We start from the raw sequence: 19,420 nt of genomic DNA on the forward strand, positions 1-19,420 counted from the left end.
CAGCCATGAATCCCAATAAATTAACACCTGGATACAACCTCATGTGGGAATCAAGCCGAATGATGCTTCCAGAGCACCGGGAGCAGCTGCTTGCTCAAAAACGGAAGAAAAAAGAGTACACCCCTCCCCCGCTGAGCACCGATCAACTGGAGGAAATGAATTTTTTGATCACACAGTCGATTACCGAGGATCAAGCGATTTACGTGACATATGCCGCAGCAGGTATGAAAGAGCAGTTTTGGGGCTGGGTAAAAGCCATTCATTATGAAACGCAGCGCATAAAAATCGTCAATGATGAGGATGTTCTCAACCTGTCCTTGCAGCAAATCGTCGCGATCGACCTTGATTAAATTTTCGCCAAATGACCGCGCGAATCAGTGACATAGAAGCACTGGCAGCAAAAAGCAAACCTCCAAATGGCGAGCCAATCTTGCTTCTTTGCCATATGGCAGATGTCTCCTCCATCAAATTGTGTATTTAATTTGCACAATTTTTCATGTATGATTGGAACATCTTACAAACTCAGGGGAGAAACAGCATGAAAAATAACTTACGTACGTTACATCCGCTTAGTTGGACGATCATCATCGGCACCATATTTGGCCGAATGGCGACGTCCATGAGCATTCCTTTTTTGGCCGTTTATTTGACACAAGTCAAAGGCGCCTCAGCGTCTTCTGCTGGATTAATCATTGCCGTTAGCTCTCTGATTGGGATCGTTGCGAGTTTTTACGGCGGATATATTTCTGATCGTATCGGCAGAAAAAAGGTCATGCTTCTATCGATCTTCGGTTGGTCACTTGTCTTTGTTGGCTTTGCATTTGCAGATGCCATTTGGGTCTTCTTTATCATGAACGCTTTAAACGGACTGTGCCGGGCACTGTTTGAACCAACATCTAAGGCGCTCTTATCTGATGTCACCCCATCAAGTATTCGGTTGTTTGTGTTTAATTTACGGTATACAGCCATTAACATAGGGGTCATCTTCGGTCCTCTGCTTGGCTTATATCTCGGGTCATCGAAAACAACGTTCCCATTTCTCGTTGCTGCCTTCATTTACTTGTTATACGGATTAACGCTGGTCTGGCAATTTCAGAAACATCCAGTTGCTGCTCCAGAAAGCACGAAACAAATTGGTGTCAAAAAAGCCCTTTCCATTATCCAAAAAGATACGGTCTTTAGCATTATCCTTATCGGCGTGACCTTATGTTCGTTCGGTTATTCGCATTTGAGCTCAACGCTGCCTCAATATTTATCCGCTTCGCCTATTATTGAGGATGGTCCGAAACTGTTTGGATACCTTTTATCTTTAAATGCAGTTGTTGTCATTGTCGTACAATATCCGCTCATCATGATCGCCAAGCGCTACTCCACCATATTGTCGCTGACCACTGGGAATATTCTTCTTGCCGGCAGTTTGTTTGCCATTGCTTTTTCACAGAGTCTCGGCATGCTTGCTTTCATCATTGTCGTGTTTACAATTGGAGAGGTTCTGCTGTTTGCGATGATGGATCTTTTTGTAGACAATGTGGCAAAGCCAGAAGTAAAGGGATCGTACTTTGGTGCGATGGGATTTTCTCAGCTCGGCAGCGTCATCGGACCATTTGTCGGCGGACTGTGCATTGACTATTTTGGCGCAGCCCATCCCTTCTCCATTTTTTCAGTCTTGTCGATGGTCACCATCGCAGGTGTCCCGTTCTTACTCATTGGATACTACCGCCTGAAAAAGCGATCCGCAGCTGCGGTCGCTGTTAAAGTCAGTGGAGATCATTAAAAAAACCGCTCTCGTTGAGCGGTTTTTCTTTATACTCGGCGGATAGCAATCTCTTCCACCTTATGCTGATCACCTTTTTTCAAAATGAGATCAGCTCGATATTTTGTCGGTAAAATATTTTGATATAAATTAGGGCGATTGACGGTATTCCAAATCGTGCTTGCCATGTGATCTGCCTCTTCATCCGTCAAATCTTTGTATTGATGAAAGAAGGATTCAGGGTCTTGGAAAGCTGTTTCCCTTAGCAAACGGAACCGTTCTTTATACCATGATTGAATTTGCGTTTCAGCAGCATCTACATAAATTGAAAAATCAAAGAAATCTGATACAAACACACGCGGTTCATCCTTCAGATCATCCAGCGCTGGTGATTGCAGCACATTGATTCCTTCAATGATGACAATATCGGCATCCTCCACTGTTTCATACACCCCTTCAAGCCGGTCATAAGTCAGATGCGAATATACCGGGGCATGAACAGTTTGTTTGCCTGATTTTAATTCGTTTAAAAAAGATAACAAGGCTTTGACATCATAGCTTTCCGGGAAGCCTTTCTTTTCCATGAGTCCTCGATCCTTTAATTCTTTTTGAGGATACAAAAAGCCATCTGTTGTCACAAGACTCACTTTCAGCCCATCTCCAAGTCTCGATAAAAGCGCTTCAATGATACGAGCCGTTGTACTTTTCCCGACAGCCACACTTCCAGCAATCCCAATTAAAAAAGGGATTTTCGCATGATGCGGGTAGTTTAAAAAGGCATTTACATGCTGATTTTTTTGTTTTTCTGCAAAGACATGCAATGTCAGAAAACGAATAAGTGGTATGTAAATATCTTGAACTTCTTCAAGCGATAAATAGTCATTTAATCCTTGAAGTGCTCTCGCTTCCTCTTCTGAAACAGATACCGGCATATATTCCCCAAGAGCAGACCAAGCCTCTCTTGTATGGCGTGTATATAAAGTATTAAAATCTAGTCGCGTGTCACTCAAAGTCTTTCCCACCAATCTTCACTAAACTCGTAACCAAAAAGACGATAATCCGATTGTAGCTTAAAATGAAGGCGCTGTCTTTATTTTTCAACTAAAGTTTGCTTCTTTTGCGAAAAAAAGCATTAAAAAAAGGAAAATGAGGGTAAATAAGAGTATTCAGTTCGATAGATAGAAGGGAGCACACCAAATGAAATATGTGATGATTGGCGGAGATGCAGCAGGAATGAGCTGTGCTATGCAAATATATAGAGAGGATCCAGAGGCACATATTGTCGCTTTTGAAAAAGGAGAGATTTTCTCATATGGACAGTGCGGCCTTCCCTACTTGATCGGCGGTCTCATTGATCATCACAGCAAGCTGATTGCACGCAGCGCTGAAACCTTTCGCGACAAATATGGAATTGATGCTAGATGCTTACACGACGTGACCTCCATTGACCCAAAGCAAAAAACGGTGTCAGGTCATCATACGAAAACAAAAGAACCATTTACCGAAAGTTATGACCGCCTCTTAATTGCGACAGGAGCAAGCCCCGTCACACTGAATTTAAACAATCAGTCGCTAGAAGGCGTACACGTATTAAAAACCATTCCGCATGCGCTCTTCATTTTAGACCATTTAAAACAAAACATCACACATGTCACCATCATTGGCGGCGGGTATATTGGCTTAGAAATGGCTGAGAATTTAAAAGCGCTGGGGAAAAAAGTACATATCATTCAGCGGGGTTCAACACTAGGTCCAGGCTTTGACCCCGATATGGCAAAGCACCTGAAAGAAGAGGCGGATGCCCAAGGCATTCACGTGACACTCGGGGAAACCGTGCAGACATTAGAGGGCGAGTCACATGTAACAGCTGTTCAAACAGACAAACAAACCATTAAAACGGATATGGTCATCATGGCCATCGGCGTCACACCGCAAACATCCTTTTTAGACAAAACAGGAATCAAGCAGCTTCCAAATGGCGCCATTGTTGTAAACGAATACATGCAAACCAGTGTAAAAGACATCTATGCTGCCGGGGATTGCGCAGCAACTTATCACCGCATCAAACAATCACTAGATTATATTCCGCTCGGCACAACGGCGAATAAACAAGGAAGAATCGCTGGTTTTCATATGACGGGAACAAACCGGGCGTTTCAAGGCGTGACTGGAACAGCAGTGATGAAATTTATGAGCATGACAGCGGGACGAACGGGCTTATCAGAAAAGGAAGCACAAGCAGCTGACATTCCTTATTCCACCATCACCATTGACAGTACGGATCACGCTGGATATTATCCAGATGCGCAGAAAATGAAAGTCAAACTGATTTACAGAAGTGATGACTACACCTTGCTCGGTGCCCAAATCATCGGAAGAAACGGTGTAGATAAACGGATCGATGTGATGGCAACTGCCCTTTACCAACAGCTGACCATAACAGATCTAGAAGATTTAGATATTAGCTATGCCCCGCCTTTTAACAGTGTGTGGGACCCGCTTCAGCAAGCGGCAAGGCGGAGATAAAAAGACGGTCACAATGGCGTCTTATCTCAAAAAAAGAAACCAGCTCACGACCGGTTTCTTTTTTGTTATTTTTTCATCATCGCTTTGCGTGCTGCTTTTTCAAATAAAAACGGGAATAATTGATACAATTTACTGCCAGCGTTCATCCATCCGGGCAGATTAATCTCTCTTTTTTTCGTCATCATAGCGGATACGACCTTCCCAGCCACCTTGTCGCACTAAGCATCATGAATTCAACATTCTTCACATATTCACCGCTGCGATCGGCGATGGTAAAGAAGTCAGTGGCGATCGGTCCTGGATTCACCGTGGTGACGTGAATGCCGAGGTCTGCCAGCTCCATTCTAAGGCTGTTTGAAAATCCAAGGACGGCATGCTTTGATGCCGAATAAATGGCTGATTTCGGAGTGGCAATCTTTCCTGCCTGAGAAGCAATATTGATAATATGTCCCTGTCCTCTTTGTTTCATCTCTGGAATGACCTTTTTCGTGCAGGCGATTAAGCCAAACACGTTTACTTCAAACATCGACACCATTTCCTCAATGGAAGCATCTTCAACGAGATCAAACGCACCAAAACCGGCATTGTTAACCAAAATATCAACAGCCCCCACTTCTTGATATGCGCGATCAATGTCCTCAAGGTGACTGACATCTAACTCCACGATGTGACACACCCCGCCAGCACTCATAATCTTTTCTTTTACACCCGTCAGCTTTTCGATTCGTCTTGCTGAAATAATGATTTCTGCGCCTTCTTCTGCTGCCAAGTACGCCATTTTTTCACCAATGCCCCCAGATGCGCCTGTAATCCATATCCTCTTTCCTGTTAATCGCCCCATGCGTTTCACTCCTTAGTTTGCCCTGTAATAGAGAATTCCGTCTTTTTGCACTTCTTCAATTTGCCCGGCTTCTAAGAGGACATCCAGCTGCCCAACTGTCTCCGACATCGTTAAAAATAAGGCCTCTTCATACAGCACTGGAAATAGCTTGCGGCAAAGATGAAAGGCAGTCATTTCTTTTCGTTTAAGCAGCTGATACATCGTATTTGCCCGTTTCTCTTGTTTCTTAAATCTTTCTTCGATCAATTCATGATGAGAGGTAATGAGCTCACCGTGTCCTGGATAAATCGTCTTGATTGGCAGATGCAATAATCGATTGAGTGATGCTTTATATTGAAGCAGCGATTTTTGGCGTTCCTCCCCTTCAAACGGCGCTTCCATTAACGGGTTTGAGGAAATGGTCGTCAAAAGCAGGTCTCCACCAATGAAATGGCCCGTTGTTTCATCTAGAAAGGAAAGATGAGATTGTGCATGTCCCGGTGTTTCCATCACGAAGAAGTGTTCATGCCCTTTCAACCGATCGCCTTCTTTGATGACGTCATCTACATGTGCAGTACAGGAATATGTATAAGATTGCTTCACGATTCTTTCACACTCACCTTGACGAAGCGGCACACCTAACTGCTGAAAAAAGCGTTCCATAAAAGCAATTTGACGCTCTTTAAACACAGGGTCCTGGCTAATATACGGCTCATTTAACTCGTGTCCGATCACACGGACATGAGGTTTCATCAGATTTAAAAGACCGACATGATCTGCATGATGATGGGTCAACACCACTTGATCAATATCGTCTATCGATAAACGATGCTCTTGTAATTGCGCGACAAAGGCGTGCTCCGCCTCTTCTGTCATCGGCCCGCAGTCCACTAAGGTCACGGCTTCTCCTTTTAATATATATGCATGTACATCCCCAACAGCAAACGGTGTAGGGATGGATAATTGAATGATGTCTTCTTTCACTTTTATATGTCATCTCCTGCTTTTTGACTCATGGTTCATTGTAACTCTGTCTTCTTTATTCATTGTATCTTGCAAAAGGCAGACTGTCATGCGGTTTAGGCGGTCAATTTTTTTATCTGTCCCTATTGACACAAACTTGTCCATCGTTGCATAATGAACAACAAATATAAGATGCGCGATGACAAGGATTAGTAAGCAAAATAATGATGAAAGAGAGTGAGGTCCGCCGGCTGTAAGGCCTCACCGTCCTCTTATTTGCTGAACCTGCCCTTTGAGCTGTTAGGCAAACCTAAACGTTTCCCGCGTTAAGGGACTAGAGCTGAGTATGCATGTCTGCATGCTAATTGAGGGTGGTACCGCGAAAAACCTTTCGTCCTTTTCAGGCGAGAGGTTTTTTTATTTTCTACAAGGAGGAGCAGCTTATGAGTAAAATTGGATTTATTGGTGCAGGCTCGATGGCAGAGTCGATGATAAAAGGTTTATTAAAAAGCGGCATCATGTCAAATGAAGATATTATTGTCACAAACAAAACGAATGAAAAACGTCTAGAAGAATTAAAGGTGCGTTATGGGGTCAAAACGGATTTCTCTCGTTCTTTTATTTATGAAGAAGCGGATATTCTCGTATTTGCTTTAAAACCGAAAGATGCGGAAAGCGGGATATCTGATGTGCGGCCTCATTTACAAGGACAGTTGATCATTTCGATTTTAGCTGGCATCTCCATCGAAACGATTCAGCACTATGCTGGCGAGAAGACTGCGGTGGTTCGCGCAATGCCAAATACATCAGCGGCGATTCAGCAATCAGCAACAGGCATTGCCGTAAGTCAAGAAGTGACAGAGGATCAAAAGAATAAAGCAATCGAGCTGTTTGAAACGATCGGTCATGTGACGGTATTGGATGAATCACAGCTGAATGCTGTTACAGCTATTGCAGGAAGCGGCCCTGCCTTCATTTATCATTTGATTGAAGGAATGGAGCGAGGCGCCTCGGAACTCGGGATGGACCAAGCAACAGCGAAGTTACTCATTTGCCAGATGATTGCGGGCGCCGCCAACATGCTTCAAAGCAGCGGTAAAGAACCTGCTGAATTGCGCAAAGAAATCACAAGTGAAGGCGGAACGACAGAAGCCGGCCTGAACACACTTGCTGCCTATCAATTTGAAGAAGCCGTTGTCGATTGTGTCAAAACCGCAACAAAACGCGCAGCAGAATTAAACGAAATGTTTTCAGCAAGCACGTATAAATGATAGAGAAAAGCACCTGTTTTGATGACAGGTGCTTTTTTACATACTGCTATCGTTCACTCTTTGACATGATGGCTTTGATTTGATCAAGATGATGTTGTTCATGTAAAGCGATGGTTTCAGCTAATATCTGCACTGTCATCACCCCTTCTTCCGGATGCACACCCGATTGCTCCCATGTATCCTTTTCTAATAGATGAAGTGTCTTGCTTCTTCTCTCTTTCAATCGTTTGAACAGTGCTTTGATCTCCTGTTCGTTATACCTTTCATAGCCTCTTTCCTTCACATATATTTCAGGATCATACGATTGAAAAGGCGTCTGTTCATCTGATATCGCCTGCTCTATCCGCTCTGACCAGACTTCTTCTGTATCATACAAATGCCCTGCGATTTGCTTGATCGACCACTTGCCCTCTCCCAAAGATTGATCTAGTGTGTGCTCATCACATATTTCCACTAGCTTTTCTAGTTCACGGATACTTTCCTGAAGCGATGTAATGATGTCTGTTTTTGTTAATTTTCCAGTTTCCATTTCATCCTCACAATCTCCCTTCAAATAAGTGTAAGTCTTATTCTTTATCATACTCTATCTAAGTCGATGGATCGTCTATTTAAAAATAAAAGCCCTATCACGATAGGGCTCTTCACACATACTCAATGTTTCTCTAACAAAGCATGAATCGCTGATTCTAGTAATTCTGGCAAAATGCCGAATGAGAACGGGATGTGCAGCCGCTCTGTCCATTTGTGCGGGTCCTTTCCTAATGGCCCCACGTTGATAACTGGAACGTAAAGTGCTCCCTTTTCTCCTTCCGGTAAAGAATAGCCTTTTTGATAAAGCGGCATATTGGTCGTGTAATGACCTACGTCCTGTTTTTCGAGCTGTAAGTAACTTAAATCAGACAATCCGGGGAAATATTTCACTTCTTCTATTTCAAGTCCATAACTCTTTTTTGCCTCTATTTGAATCCTCTTTAAGGTTGCTTGGATATGCGGATCTTCCGTTGAAGAAACCGCAGGATAAAATGGCGGACTATAAAATAGAACAATCAGCGGCCCTTCTTCCTTACAAAGTGTCGTCAGCTCAGAGATGATTTTGGTTGAAAAATCACGATCTCCAAGCTCACCTCGATTGGCGAACGCATAGTTAACAATGCGTTCAACCTCCTGTTTACCTGAGCGTTCTGCAGCTTTTTGATACAGCTCATGATACGTGAGAACCGTAATCTTCGTATCAATCGGTGTAAAAGGTTTAAAGCGCTGAAACTCAGCTGTTTTCTGTTTGAGATTGGCCTCGATTTCGTCTGCTGCTTGTTTCGCAGTGTCATAGAGAAGCCCGTGCAGTTCTTCACTTGAACGATTCATCATCAGCACATTAAATAAAGAAACAGCTGTGTGAGGTGTTTGAACGGAATAGGCTTCTTTTAAGTCCTTTTGCATCAAGTTGGTGGGCGGCGGCGTGACTTCACCGTCTACTTCCTCACAATAATCACTATTCAGCTCTAACAGCCGGTTTAATTCAGATACCATAAAATTCGCATTTAAGCCTGAGAATGGCTCTCCTACATGCGTTTCAATTCCTTTGCAGAAAAATCCGGCCAGCACCTTCCCTATACTGCCTGTATACATATATTTGTGTTCATCACCTGGATATTTTTCAAACATGGGCTCACTGTTTAAGCACGCGGTATAGTCAAGGTCATGCTTTTCCTTAAGCTCCTTTAGTTTCGGAACAGCTTCAAGCATTCCTTGAGAATTCACTTCTTCATCAGGGACTGTGACGAGCAGGACATTTCCATGAAAGGTTTCTGTCATCGCTCTTTCCAGCATAGAAAGCTGTACAGTAAGACCTGCTTTCATATCCATGGCACCTCTTCCAAACAACCAGTCACCTGAAGCAAGATCTTCTCTTGCTCTTTTTGGGAGAAGCGCACTTTTTTGAGAAAATGACGCCATTAACTCTTCTGGTTTGCATGCCATGTTTTGAAATTCACCGTAATCTTCTGTATCGACGACATCGAAATGACTAAGCAGCAAAACGGTACGTGGCAGCGTGCTGCGCTTTACAAGCGCCGTTAAATAATACCGGCCATCTTTCATCGGATGCAAAGCCAAATGATCAGGGTTCTGCTTGAAATAAGGCCGCTCCCTCAGCAAATAATATAAATATTCAGCTAACGCAACTTCTCCAGTTGTACCCGATATGCTTTCATACTGCATAAGAGCTGTGAGCAGTTCCTTTAGTTCACTCTCTGTTTGCCATTTCATCCCTTTTCCCCCTTTGTTGTCTCTATCTCTCCATTATACAAAAACGCGTATAAAAGCTATATTCTTTGAGCACCTTTTATGACGAAAGTTTGAATGGCTGTTATAATCGGCTATACAATTCCATGAGGAGGCGAAGGTATTTGAAAACAAAACTCTTTTCACCTTGGACATTAAAAGGTGTTACACTGAAAAACCGCATCGTGATGTCCCCGATGTGTATGTATTCATCCTATGACCATGATGGGAAATTACAGCCTTTCCACTTTACACATTATATTTCCCGTGCCCAAGGTCAGGCTGGCCTGATCATGGTGGAGGCAAGTGCTGTTTCTCCCGAGGGAAGAATTAGTGATCAAGACCTCGGTATTTGGAGTGATGAGCACATTGAAGGATTTGCTTCATTAAACGAACAAATCAAAGCATACGGAACCAAGACAGCTATCCAGCTGGCTCATGCAGGGCGTAAGGCTGAACTAGGTGGTGACATCCTGGCACCATCAAGCATTCCATTTGATGAACAGTCTAAAACCCCTGCCGAGATGTCTGTCGATCAAATCAAAGATACCGTTCAGGCGTTTCAGGATGCAGCTGTCCGAGCAAAAAAGGCTGGCTTTGACATCATTGAAATTCATGGGGCGCATGGCTATTTGATCAATGAATTTCTTTCACCGCTGGCAAATCATCGAACAGATGACTATGGCGGTTCACCAGAGAACCGTTATCGTTTCTTAAGAGAAGTCATCGATGCAGTCAATGAAGTATGGGACGGACCATTATTTGTCCGTGTGTCTGCTTCTGATTACACGACAAAAGGACTTGATATTGCAGATTACATTGGCATTGCTGCATGGCTGAAGGAACAAGGTGTCGACTTAATCGATGTCAGCTCAGGCGCTGTCGTACAGGCGAAAATCAACACATTCCCTGGCTACCAAGTGACCTTCGCAGAAAAAATAAAAGAAGGTGCCGGTATTCAAACAGGGGCAGTCGGCCTGATCACATCTGGTGTACAGGCAGAGGAAATTTTACGAAATCAGCGTGCAGACTTAATCTTTATAGGCAGAGAATTTTTACGGGATCCATACTTTCCAAAAACAGCTGCTCAAGAACTTCGTACATCTATCGAAGGCCCGCGTCAATATGATCGCGCTTGGTAAAAGCTCATAGAAAAAAGGTGTCTATTTTTTGAAATAGGCATCTTTTTTGTTTTTAAGAGAAACATATCAGCCTTTTGTGCCGTCTTTTAGCTAAAGAACCACTTAGAGGAGATGGAAGAATGAACTCGGCAATGATTGAAAGAATGTATCATATAGATGGACATCATTTTTATACAAAACATCGTCAAGGCAAAAGGCAAGCCACCATTATCTTTGAAGCAGGCTACGGCATTTCGGGTGATACGTGGTCGAATATGGTCCGCGATATTGATCCTGAGCTTGGGGTTTTCTTATACGATCGATTAGGAAATGGAAAGAGCAGTGACAGCAGTGAAGGAAGAACATTGCATGATCTTGCAGATGATTTAGATGCGCTGCTAGAAGAAGCCAATATTCAGCCGCCCTTTCTCATTGTGGCTCACTCATTTGGCTCTCTTGTCAGCCGGTTATGGGCAAGCCGCAGAGGAGATGACGTCATTGGCATGGTGATGTTAGACCCAGCAAGTGAGGAGCAAGAACAGGTCATCCTGCCGCTTTTATCAAAGGAAGAACGCACCTCATATATGGCGCAATTCACAGCAGAATGTACGCATGAGGACTTTCAGCAAATGCTAAGTACAATGAAAGAGGAGCAAACCCATTATGGGATGATGCCGCTCCTTGTCATTTCATCAGGTAAGAGCCGATTGTTTCATCCAGCGCATGAAGCTTGGCTCAGACTTCATAAACGGATGCTGTCTTTGTCATCCCAAAGCGGATGGATTCAGGCGCAGAACAGCTCGCACTATATTCATCATGATGAACCGCATATTGTGCAGCTTGCGATCTATGATGTATGGTGCGCAGCCAAACAACCTGTTTCCTATTATCAAACAGCCAATTAAAAACAAAAACTCCTTGACTAGTTATCAGTCAAGGAGTTTTCTTTTCTTTATGCCGTTGGAGCAGACTGACTTTTTTTAGAAAGCAGCTTTTCAATGCTGACAAGCTGAACACATAATGTAAAGATGTCAATCGCTTGCTCTAGTTCTTCAAGTGTTGGGAACGTTGGCGCAATGCGAATGTTACGATCAAGCGGGTCTTTTCCATAAGGATATGTCGCGCCTGCACCTGTCATTGTAACACCTGCTTCTTTTGCCTTTTGCACAACAGCTTTTGCACAATGATCGAGCGTATTTAAACTAATGAAATATCCGCCATTTGGCTTGTGCCATTCAGCAATGTCTTTCCCGCCAAGTGTTTCATCAAGAATGGAAAGAACGAGGTCAAACTTTGGCTTAATGATCGCTGCATGTTTTTTCATATGTTCCTTCAAGCCTTCTGGATTCTTGAAGAAACGAAGATGTCTTAATTGATTGATTTTGTCTGGTCCGATCGTTTGAACCGATAATTGCTTTTGAGTGAAGCTTACATTGTCCGGGCTAGACGCCATCAGTGCAATACCTGATCCTGGGAATGTAATTTTAGAAGTAGACGCAAACATAAACACACGATTTGGGTGCCCTGCTTCCTCTACTGCTTGAAAAATATCTTTTAACGTATCAGGCGTATCAGTTAGATGATGGACTGCGTATGCATCATCCCAAAAAATGCGGAAGTCGTCTGCTTTTGTTTTCATAGAAGCGAGGCGGTCAACAACCTCATCTGAATACGTAATGCCATCTGGGTTGCTATATTTTGGTACACACCAAATGCCTTTAATCGCTTCATCTTCTGCGACCAATTTTTCTACCTGATCCATATCAGGTCCATCAGCCTTCATATCGACTGTGATCATCTCTATGTTAAATAGCTCACAAATGGCAAAGTGACGGTCATATCCTGGGCTTGGTGCAAGGAATTTTACTTTTGGCAGCTTTCCCCAAGGTGTTTTGCTGTCATATACGCCGTGAGTCATGGCACGGGCAATGGTATCGTGCATCATATTAAGGCTGGAATTACCGCCGATGATGATTTGTTCTGGCTTCAGATTGAGTACATCTGCAAAAAATGTCTTCGTTTCAGGAAGCCCTGTCAAGCCGCCATAGTTTCGCACATCTGTGCCATCCTCAGCTGTCATCGCATCCTTTGATGTCACAACATCGAGCATGCCCATAGACAAATCGAGCTGTTTTGGTGAAGGTTTTCCTCTAGACATGTCTAAGTGTAAGTTTTTACTTTTATAAGTTTCGTACTCATTTTGTAGTGCTGCATATAGGTCATTTAATTCTGCTTCACTTAACGCTGTAAAACCGCTCATCTTTGATTGTGCCTCCCGTATTCTTCATAGTTTCATTCATCATTTGTTTTTTCTTCACCATTTTACCACTACCTGAAAAAGAGAGTCATTATAAATATCAAAAAAATCACACAACTTTTTTTGACGATTCATCCAATTTTTACAGCGTGCGGTCAATGGAAAAAGAAAAGAAATCATGTGCAGCTTCTGTCAGCGGGAATATATCGCGGGCTTCTTTCAATAGTTGTTTCAGTGCCTCTTCTCCTTGGTAACGTGCACTAATATGGGTCAAAATTAATCTTTTTGCGCCTGCTTCCTGCGCCGTTTTCGCTGCTTGTTCTGTCGTGCTGTGATAATAATTGTAGGCTAGATCAGCATCTTCTTTACCGAATGTTGCTTCATGGACTAACACATCCGCATCTTTGGCAAGCCTTGTTATATTCTCGCATAAACGGGTATCTCCTGAAAATGCAACGATTCTCCCTTTTTTAGGGGGTTCCAAATAATCGGTTCCATCAATGATTCTTCCATCTTCGAGTGTCACGGTTTCCCCATTTTTTAACTTCTGATACAAAGGTCCAGGTTTTACACCGATTTCTTTCAGGTCTTCGGCTTTTAATGCACCTGGTACATCTTTTTCCACTACCCGATAGCCGTAAGCTGGAATACCGTGAGATACTCGTCTTGCTTCTACTTGAAAGGTATCATCTTCAAATATGATCCCTTCATCTATCTCTATGATATGCAGCGGATATGTCAAATGCGTTTGTGTAGCTGAAAGTGCTGCGTTCACAAACGCTTTGATGCCCTTAGGCCCATAGATCGTTAGTTCATCCTCTCCGCCTTGAAAGGATCTGCTGCCAAGCAGTCCTGGGAGACCGTATACATGATCACCATGCATATGAGTGATAAATATTTTCTCGATCTTTCTCGGTTTAATCGTTGTATGTAATATTTGATGCTGCGTCGCTTCTCCGCAATCAAAAAGCCACACTGCTTTTCTTTCTTCTAAAAGCTTTAGCGCTGTGCAAGTGACGTTTCTAGTTTTTGCAGGAATGCCTGCACCTGTTCCTAAAAAGAGCAGTTCCATTACTTTTCCTCCTAAAGCCGGTATACAATATCTTCATTCATATAGAATACATGAAGACAAGGTAAATGTGAATTCAGCGGAATTTTCGAAAAAAGTCAAACGAGAGCAGAAAAAGTCGAATCAAATGTTTGCTTTACGAACAATGAACCTTTAAAATAAAGAAAATGTACATACAATCTCGGTTTTTACAACAATGCTACGAATAAAGTGAGGTACTTTTCGTGAATACAGAAACTAACAATCCAAAAGCAGTCATTGTCATTTTTGGCGCAACAGGAGATCTTGCCAAACGCAAGCTCTACCCTTCTATACATAGACTTTTTCATAGCGGAAAGCTTGGTGATCAATTCGCCGTCGTCGGTGTTGGACGCCGTCCGTGGTCTCATGAGGATCTCAGAGCTGTGGTGAAAGAATCTGTTTCTTCTGATGATGCAGAAGCGAAAATAGAGGAATTCAGTTCGCATTTTTATTATCACGACTTTGACGTATCAAGCCCTGCTTCCTATCAATCGCTTAACACACTTTTAGCAGGCCTTGAAGATACGTACAGTATCCCAAATAACCGGATGTTCTATTTAGCGATGGCACCGGAATTCTTCGGAACGATTGCGAAGTTCCTAAAAAGTGAAGGCGTATCAAAAACAACCGGCTGGTCAAGACTTGTCATTGAAAAACCATTTGGCCATGACCTGCCAAGTGCCAAAACATTAAATGAAGAAATTCGAGATGCATTCTCTGAAGATCAAATTTATCGTATTGACCACTATCTCGGTAAACAAATGGTTCAAAACATTGAGGTCATCCGTTTTGCGAATGCCATCTTTGAACCACTTTGGACAAACCGATATATCTCAAACATTCAAATTACATCTAGTGAATCATTAGGGGTTGAAGACCGGGCTCGCTATTACGAAAGTTCAGGTGCACTAAGAGATATGGTCCAAAACCATATGCTTCAAATGGTGGCACTTTTAGCAATGGAGCCGCCAATTAAGCTGAATACAGAGGAGATCCGCAGCGAAAAACGGAAAGCATTACGCGCTCTTCGTCCTTTCTCTAAAGATGAGGTCGATCAATTCTTTGTCCGCGGACAGTATGATGCTGGTACGGTTGATGGCAGCATGGTTCCTTCCTATCTTGAAGAGCAAAATGTAGACCCGAACTCAAACACAGAAACCTTCGTTGCAGGGAAGCTGCTCATTGATAACTTTAGATGGGCCGGGGTGCCATTTTACATTCGTACAGGAAAACGATTAGAAAAGAAATCTACTCAAATCGTTGTTCAATTTAAAGACATTCCAATGAACCTGTACTATGGAAACGGAAATTCCATGCATCCAAACTTACTCGTCATTCACATTCAGCCAGATGAAGGCATTACCCTTCACCTGAACGCTCGCAAGCTTGATGGCGGTACGTATGCGAAACCGATTAAGCTCGACTACCAAACAAACTATAACGACATCATGAATACACCAGAAGCATATGAAAAGCTGATTCATGACTGCTTGCTAGGCGATGCAACGAACTTTGCTCACTGGGATGAAGTGGCGCTTTCTTGGAACTTTGTTGATCCGATTTCTGAAAAATGGGCAGAAAACAAAACATTAAAACCAAATTATCCTGCTGGTTCAATGGGACCAAAAGAAGCCGATCAGCTTCTAGAAAAAGACGGATATCATTGGTGGAATATATAAAATGAAATAAAAAAAGAGCAGTCTCCCTCGGGGGTTCTGCTCTTTTTTTAACGTCCTGTTTTCGTAATTTCAACCGTTGAAAAGTCGAACTTATCATAGCGGTGATGACTAAAGGAGTACTCAAACGGCCGGCCTGTGTTTAAATAAGCAACCTGCTCGACTTCGAGCACAGGATCCGTTGGGTCACAGCCTAAATATTGCTGGTCCAGCTCATCTGATTTAGCCGCTCTAATTTTCTTGTGCGCTCCTGCCACTTTTAAATGGAGTTCATTTGATATGTAGTCATAGATCGATCCCAATAAAACCTCTTCATCTATGCCCTTAATGACATTGACCGGCATAAACGTTTTTTCTAATACATATGGCTCCTCATCCACGAGGCGGAGCCGGATGATGTCATAAACGGGTGTGGTTAAGTCAATGGATAGGTGGGCTGCCACTTCTTCGCTTGGAAAATGGACATCAAAGCGAATGATTTGGCTCGTGACGTTTTTGTCCGCCATGACTTTCGTGAATCCTTTATTTTCATGACCAGATACATTGATAGCCCCTTGGTTTAACGCTGCCTTCACAATAAATGTGCCGTGTCCTCTTTTTCTAAAGAGCAGACCTTCTGCTACGAGAAGATCGAGCGCACGCTTCATCGTCATTCGGCTGCATTGAAATTCAGCGGCAAGCGAGTTTTCATCTGGAATGGGTTGATCTTCTGGATAATATGCTGTTCCTATTCGTTTTCTGATTTCTTCTGAAATGAGTTCGTACTTTTTCATCTCACACCACCAACTGACTTGTTTTTTCATAGCTTCCTCTCATTCTACACTAAGCCTAGTAAGCTTAAAAGGTACCAGCCATTTTTGTTTCATCCACTTACCGTCACATAAGAAAAATACTTGCCCTTTTCAAAGAAAGAGCAAGTATCTTGATTAAAAACCGTTATTCTCTGATACCGATTGAAACCAGTATCCGCTTTTCTTGATGGTTCGTTTCCCGTCTTCTTGAAGATCAACTGAGACAAATCCATAACGATTTTTATAGGCATTCGACCATGACCAGTTATCCATAAACGTCCACAGATGATAGCCTTTTACATTACTTCCTTCTTGAATGGCTTGATGCACCCATTTGAGATGCTCAGAAATAAAGTCAATGCGGTAATCGTCATGAATCATTCCTTCTTCATCCTTAAACCGCTCTTCTCCTTCGACACCCATTCCATTTTCAGAAATAAAGCATTCAATATTATCATAGTCTGTTTGAACTTTTTTCAATATATCATAAATACCTTTTTCATAGATTTCCCAGCCTCGATACACATTCATTTTTCTTCCCGGCATTTCAAACGCATCAAAATAATGATTTGGCATAAATGGTGCTTTCGGATGCGGCATATGCTCTTTCGCTTTCACTCTTCTTGGCTGATAATAGTTGATCCCAAGGAGGTCGACGGTATTCTCTTGAATGAGCTCAAGGTCTCCTTCTTCAATACTTGGCATAAAGCCTTCTTTCTTTAAGACCTCTACTAGTTTTTCTGGGAAATGTCCCTTCACCGCAGGATCTAGGAAGGAACGGTTAAAGAAAGCATCAGCCATCTCTGCTGCTTCTACATCGCACGGATTCTGGCTTCTCGGATAAGATGGGGTTAGATTTAGGATGATGCCAATCTTCCCGCCTTGCTGCAGCTTTTTATAAGCCGCAATCGCCTTAGCATTTGATAAAAGTTCATGAAAACCGACCTGTACAGCCTTTTGGAAATCGACTTCGTTTGGATAATGAAAGCTATACATATACCCGCCCTCTACAGGAACTATCGGTTCATTATGGGTAAACCATTTTTTCACCCGGTCGCCAAATAATTGAAAGCACAATTCCGCATAGCTGACATAATCATCTACTACCTGTCTGTTCACCCATCCGCCTTTTTCCTGCAGCGCCATTGGCATATCGAAATGGTACAGGTTCACAAACGGCTCAATATCATGTGCAATCAGTTCATTGATCACATCATTGTAAAAAGATACTGCTTCTTCATTGACCACACCTTTCCCTTCAGGTAAAAGACGTGACCATGAAATGGACAGCCGAAATGAATTGTGCCCAATTTCTTTCATCAGACGGATATCCTCTTTATATTTTCGATAAAATTGGGATGTCACGTTTGGGCCTACACCATCAAAAAAACGAGTCGGCTCTTGTTCAAACCAATGATCCCAAATATTCGGTCCCTTACCATCTCCAGGGACACTGCCTTCTGAGGCAGAAGATCCCCACCAGAAACCTTCTGGAAATATATATGATTGCTTGTTATTTTCCATCGACATGTATTGAGTCTCCTTCGCCTTTGATGTTTGTTGTCTTCGTTTTTTCCGTTGGGGTTATTTTTTCATTCTTCACATTCATACGGTCAATAAACTTCAGGAACGGGAACCAAATGACAAACACAATCATCAGATTAAACAGCTGAAGCAGACCGCCCGCTAGTGAATTTGTTGCCATTATTCCGCTAATAAAGATCGGCACCGTCCATGGAATATTCACGCCTGTCGGCGGCGGTACAATGCCTGTTGCCATCGCAAAATAAGAAATACATGTAATGACCATTGGCGCCAAAATCCATGGAATGAGAATAAGTGGATTCATGACAATCGGTAAACCGAAAATAATCGGTTCATTGACGTTAAATAATCCTGGTCCTAAGCCGAGCTTTGCTACTTGTTTTAATTGCTTACTTTTCAGGAAAATTAAAATCGTAAACACAACAGCCAGCGTCATACCGGTTCCGCCCATGCCAACCGTATAGATTTCGATAAACTGCTTGCTGATGATATTCGGAACCTCACCAGTTTTTGTGTAGCTCTCTAGATTTTGAATGGACAATGTATTCCAAATCGGGTCCATGACAGAGTTGATAATAATTTGGCCGTGGAGCCCAAAGAACCAAAGAATTTGTATAAAGAAAACAGCGATCAAGGTCGGTATGATACCGCTTCCAAGTCCAACAAGCGGCGCCTGAATGGCATGATAAATCAGGTCATGCATGTTTGTTTTGAAGCCTTGTGTAATGATGATATTGATCAGTAAAAAGGTTGTGAGTGTCAAAGTAGCCGGGATCAGTGCAGCAAAAGACTTTGAAACAGCTGGCGGAACCCCTTGCGGCATATTGATGACAAATTTCTTTTGGACAAAATAACGATAAATTTCAGCAGACAAAAAGCCTGTGATCATTCCTAGGAACATCCCCTTTGCTCCTAAACGATCGACTGGGATCACACCTGCAATAGATGCACCGCCTTCTTGTTCTAGTAAAAATGGCGTCAGAAGCAAGAAAGAGGCTAAAGCAATCACGCCGCCAAATACAGCTTCCACATCATAGCTTTTCGATAAATAGTAGCCAATCCCAAATACAACAAACACGCTCATAATGCTGATGGTCGCACTTGGCGCGATATTCAGTGCAGACTGGACGCCTTCCAGTGCGGTTTGACTCATGATTTTATCTAAAAATGGCAAATTCATTAGCACAACCATAATGGAACCAAAAATGGTGAGCGGGAACGCAAGCATAAAAGCATCCCGTAATACGCCTAAATAGCGGTTGTTGTTCAATCTCCCAGCAATCGGAACCAAAATGGCACTTATTTTATCAAACATTGGTTTCCCCCC

16 protein-coding genes, 1 pseudogene and 1 other annotated feature are annotated in these 19,420 nt (G+C 42.8%); of the genes and pseudogenes, 7 read left to right on the forward strand and 10 right to left on the reverse strand.

Annotation, left to right across the window (positions count from 1 at the left end):
* Window positions 1-5 precede the first annotated feature (5 nt).
* Window positions 6-350: a YolD-like family protein gene (locus tag C6348_RS06355; protein ID WP_034661189.1), complete on the forward strand. Its 345-nt coding sequence runs from the start codon at window positions 6-8 to the stop codon at window positions 348-350.
* Window positions 351-538: 188 nt separating this feature from the next.
* A complete protein-coding gene (locus C6348_RS06360) occupies window positions 539-1,774 on the forward strand; it encodes an MDR family MFS transporter (RefSeq protein ID WP_106042358.1) in 1,236 nt (411 codons plus the stop codon).
* A gap of 29 nt (window positions 1,775-1,803) precedes the next feature.
* Here the strand turns inward: C6348_RS06360 and coaA are convergent, their stop codons facing one another.
* On the reverse strand, window positions 1,804-2,763 hold the full coding sequence (gene coaA, locus C6348_RS06365; protein WP_106042359.1) for a type I pantothenate kinase: 960 nt from the start codon (window positions 2,761-2,763) through the stop codon (window positions 1,804-1,806).
* Window positions 2,764-2,950: 187 nt separating this feature from the next.
* Between coaA and C6348_RS06370 the strand changes: the two genes are divergently transcribed.
* Window positions 2,951-4,279 carry a CoA-disulfide reductase gene (locus C6348_RS06370; protein WP_106042361.1) on the forward strand — a complete coding sequence of 443 codons (1,329 nt, stop codon included), beginning with the start codon at window positions 2,951-2,953 and terminating at the stop codon, window positions 4,277-4,279.
* A gap of 65 nt (window positions 4,280-4,344) precedes the next feature.
* Here the strand turns inward: C6348_RS06370 and C6348_RS06375 are convergent.
* Together C6348_RS06375 and C6348_RS06380 are read right to left on the reverse strand one after the other, a co-directional pair.
* Window positions 4,345-5,120: pseudogene (locus tag C6348_RS06375) on the reverse strand (SDR family NAD(P)-dependent oxidoreductase).
* A 12-nt stretch (window positions 5,121-5,132) separates the two neighbouring features.
* Window positions 5,133-6,083 (reverse strand): MBL fold metallo-hydrolase, encoded by a 951-nt coding sequence (locus tag C6348_RS06380; protein WP_034661196.1) that lies wholly within the window; start codon window positions 6,081-6,083, stop codon window positions 5,133-5,135.
* 169 nt (window positions 6,084-6,252) lie between these two features.
* Window positions 6,253-6,464, forward strand: a binding site (T-box leader).
* A gap of 41 nt (window positions 6,465-6,505) precedes the next feature.
* On the opposite strand from C6348_RS06380, the gene proC reads away from it, so the two are divergent.
* A complete protein-coding gene (gene proC / locus C6348_RS06385) occupies window positions 6,506-7,333 on the forward strand; it encodes a pyrroline-5-carboxylate reductase (RefSeq protein WP_066030697.1) in 828 nt (275 codons plus the stop codon).
* Window positions 7,334-7,379: 46 nt separating this feature from the next.
* Here proC and C6348_RS06390 read toward each other — a convergent pair whose 3' ends face one another.
* Together C6348_RS06390 and C6348_RS06395 are read right to left on the reverse strand one after the other, a co-directional pair.
* The gene (locus tag C6348_RS06390) at window positions 7,380-7,862 is read right to left on the reverse strand and encodes a DinB family protein (protein ID WP_106042363.1); all 483 of its coding nucleotides are present in this window, start codon (window positions 7,860-7,862) and stop codon (window positions 7,380-7,382) included.
* 122 nt (window positions 7,863-7,984) lie between these two features.
* Window positions 7,985-9,598: a M20/M25/M40 family metallo-hydrolase gene (locus C6348_RS06395; RefSeq protein ID WP_106037963.1), complete on the reverse strand. Its 1,614-nt coding sequence runs from the start codon at window positions 9,596-9,598 to the stop codon at window positions 7,985-7,987.
* 140 nt (window positions 9,599-9,738) lie between these two features.
* Here C6348_RS06395 and namA point away from each other — a divergent pair, with 140 nt between their 5' ends.
* Both namA and C6348_RS06405 read left to right on the forward strand, forming a co-directional pair.
* The gene (gene namA / locus C6348_RS06400; RefSeq protein ID WP_106042365.1) at window positions 9,739-10,755 is read left to right on the forward strand and encodes an NADPH dehydrogenase NamA; all 1,017 of its coding nucleotides are present in this window, start codon (window positions 9,739-9,741) and stop codon (window positions 10,753-10,755) included.
* A gap of 119 nt (window positions 10,756-10,874) precedes the next feature.
* Window positions 10,875-11,639 carry an alpha/beta fold hydrolase gene (locus C6348_RS06405; RefSeq protein ID WP_106036845.1) on the forward strand — a complete coding sequence of 255 codons (765 nt, stop codon included), beginning with the start codon at window positions 10,875-10,877 and terminating at the stop codon, window positions 11,637-11,639.
* Between the two features lie 47 nt (window positions 11,640-11,686).
* Here the strand turns inward: C6348_RS06405 and C6348_RS06410 are convergent, their stop codons facing one another.
* Together C6348_RS06410 and rnz are read right to left on the reverse strand one after the other, a co-directional pair.
* On the reverse strand, window positions 11,687-12,994 hold the full coding sequence (locus C6348_RS06410; RefSeq protein WP_066030694.1) for an aspartate aminotransferase type Ic: 1,308 nt from the start codon (window positions 12,992-12,994) through the stop codon (window positions 11,687-11,689).
* Between the two features lie 139 nt (window positions 12,995-13,133).
* Window positions 13,134-14,063 carry a ribonuclease Z gene (rnz, locus tag C6348_RS06415; RefSeq protein ID WP_034661203.1) on the reverse strand — a complete coding sequence of 310 codons (930 nt, stop codon included), beginning with the start codon at window positions 14,061-14,063 and terminating at the stop codon, window positions 13,134-13,136.
* A gap of 221 nt (window positions 14,064-14,284) precedes the next feature.
* Here rnz and zwf point away from each other — a divergent pair, with 221 nt between their 5' ends.
* On the forward strand, window positions 14,285-15,760 hold the full coding sequence (zwf, locus tag C6348_RS06420) for a glucose-6-phosphate dehydrogenase (protein WP_034661204.1): 1,476 nt from the start codon (window positions 14,285-14,287) through the stop codon (window positions 15,758-15,760).
* Window positions 15,761-15,807: 47 nt separating this feature from the next.
* Here zwf and C6348_RS06425 read toward each other — a convergent pair whose 3' ends face one another.
* From C6348_RS06425 to celB, 3 genes are all read right to left on the reverse strand, one after another.
* The gene (locus tag C6348_RS06425; protein WP_106042367.1) at window positions 15,808-16,530 is read right to left on the reverse strand and encodes a GntR family transcriptional regulator; all 723 of its coding nucleotides are present in this window, start codon (window positions 16,528-16,530) and stop codon (window positions 15,808-15,810) included.
* Between the two features lie 153 nt (window positions 16,531-16,683).
* The gene (locus tag C6348_RS06430; protein WP_106042369.1) at window positions 16,684-18,078 is read right to left on the reverse strand and encodes a glycoside hydrolase family 1 protein; all 1,395 of its coding nucleotides are present in this window, start codon (window positions 18,076-18,078) and stop codon (window positions 16,684-16,686) included.
* Window positions 18,062-19,408 (reverse strand): PTS cellobiose transporter subunit IIC, encoded by a 1,347-nt coding sequence (gene celB, locus C6348_RS06435; protein WP_034661207.1) that lies wholly within the window; start codon window positions 19,406-19,408, stop codon window positions 18,062-18,064. Before celB ends, C6348_RS06430 begins: the two co-directional genes overlap by 17 nt.
* Window positions 19,409-19,420 lie beyond the last annotated feature (12 nt).

Source organism: Bacillus sp. YBWC18, from assembly GCF_002998775.1.
In the GTDB taxonomy this organism is placed as follows: domain Bacteria; phylum Bacillota; class Bacilli; order Bacillales; family Bacillaceae; genus Bacillus.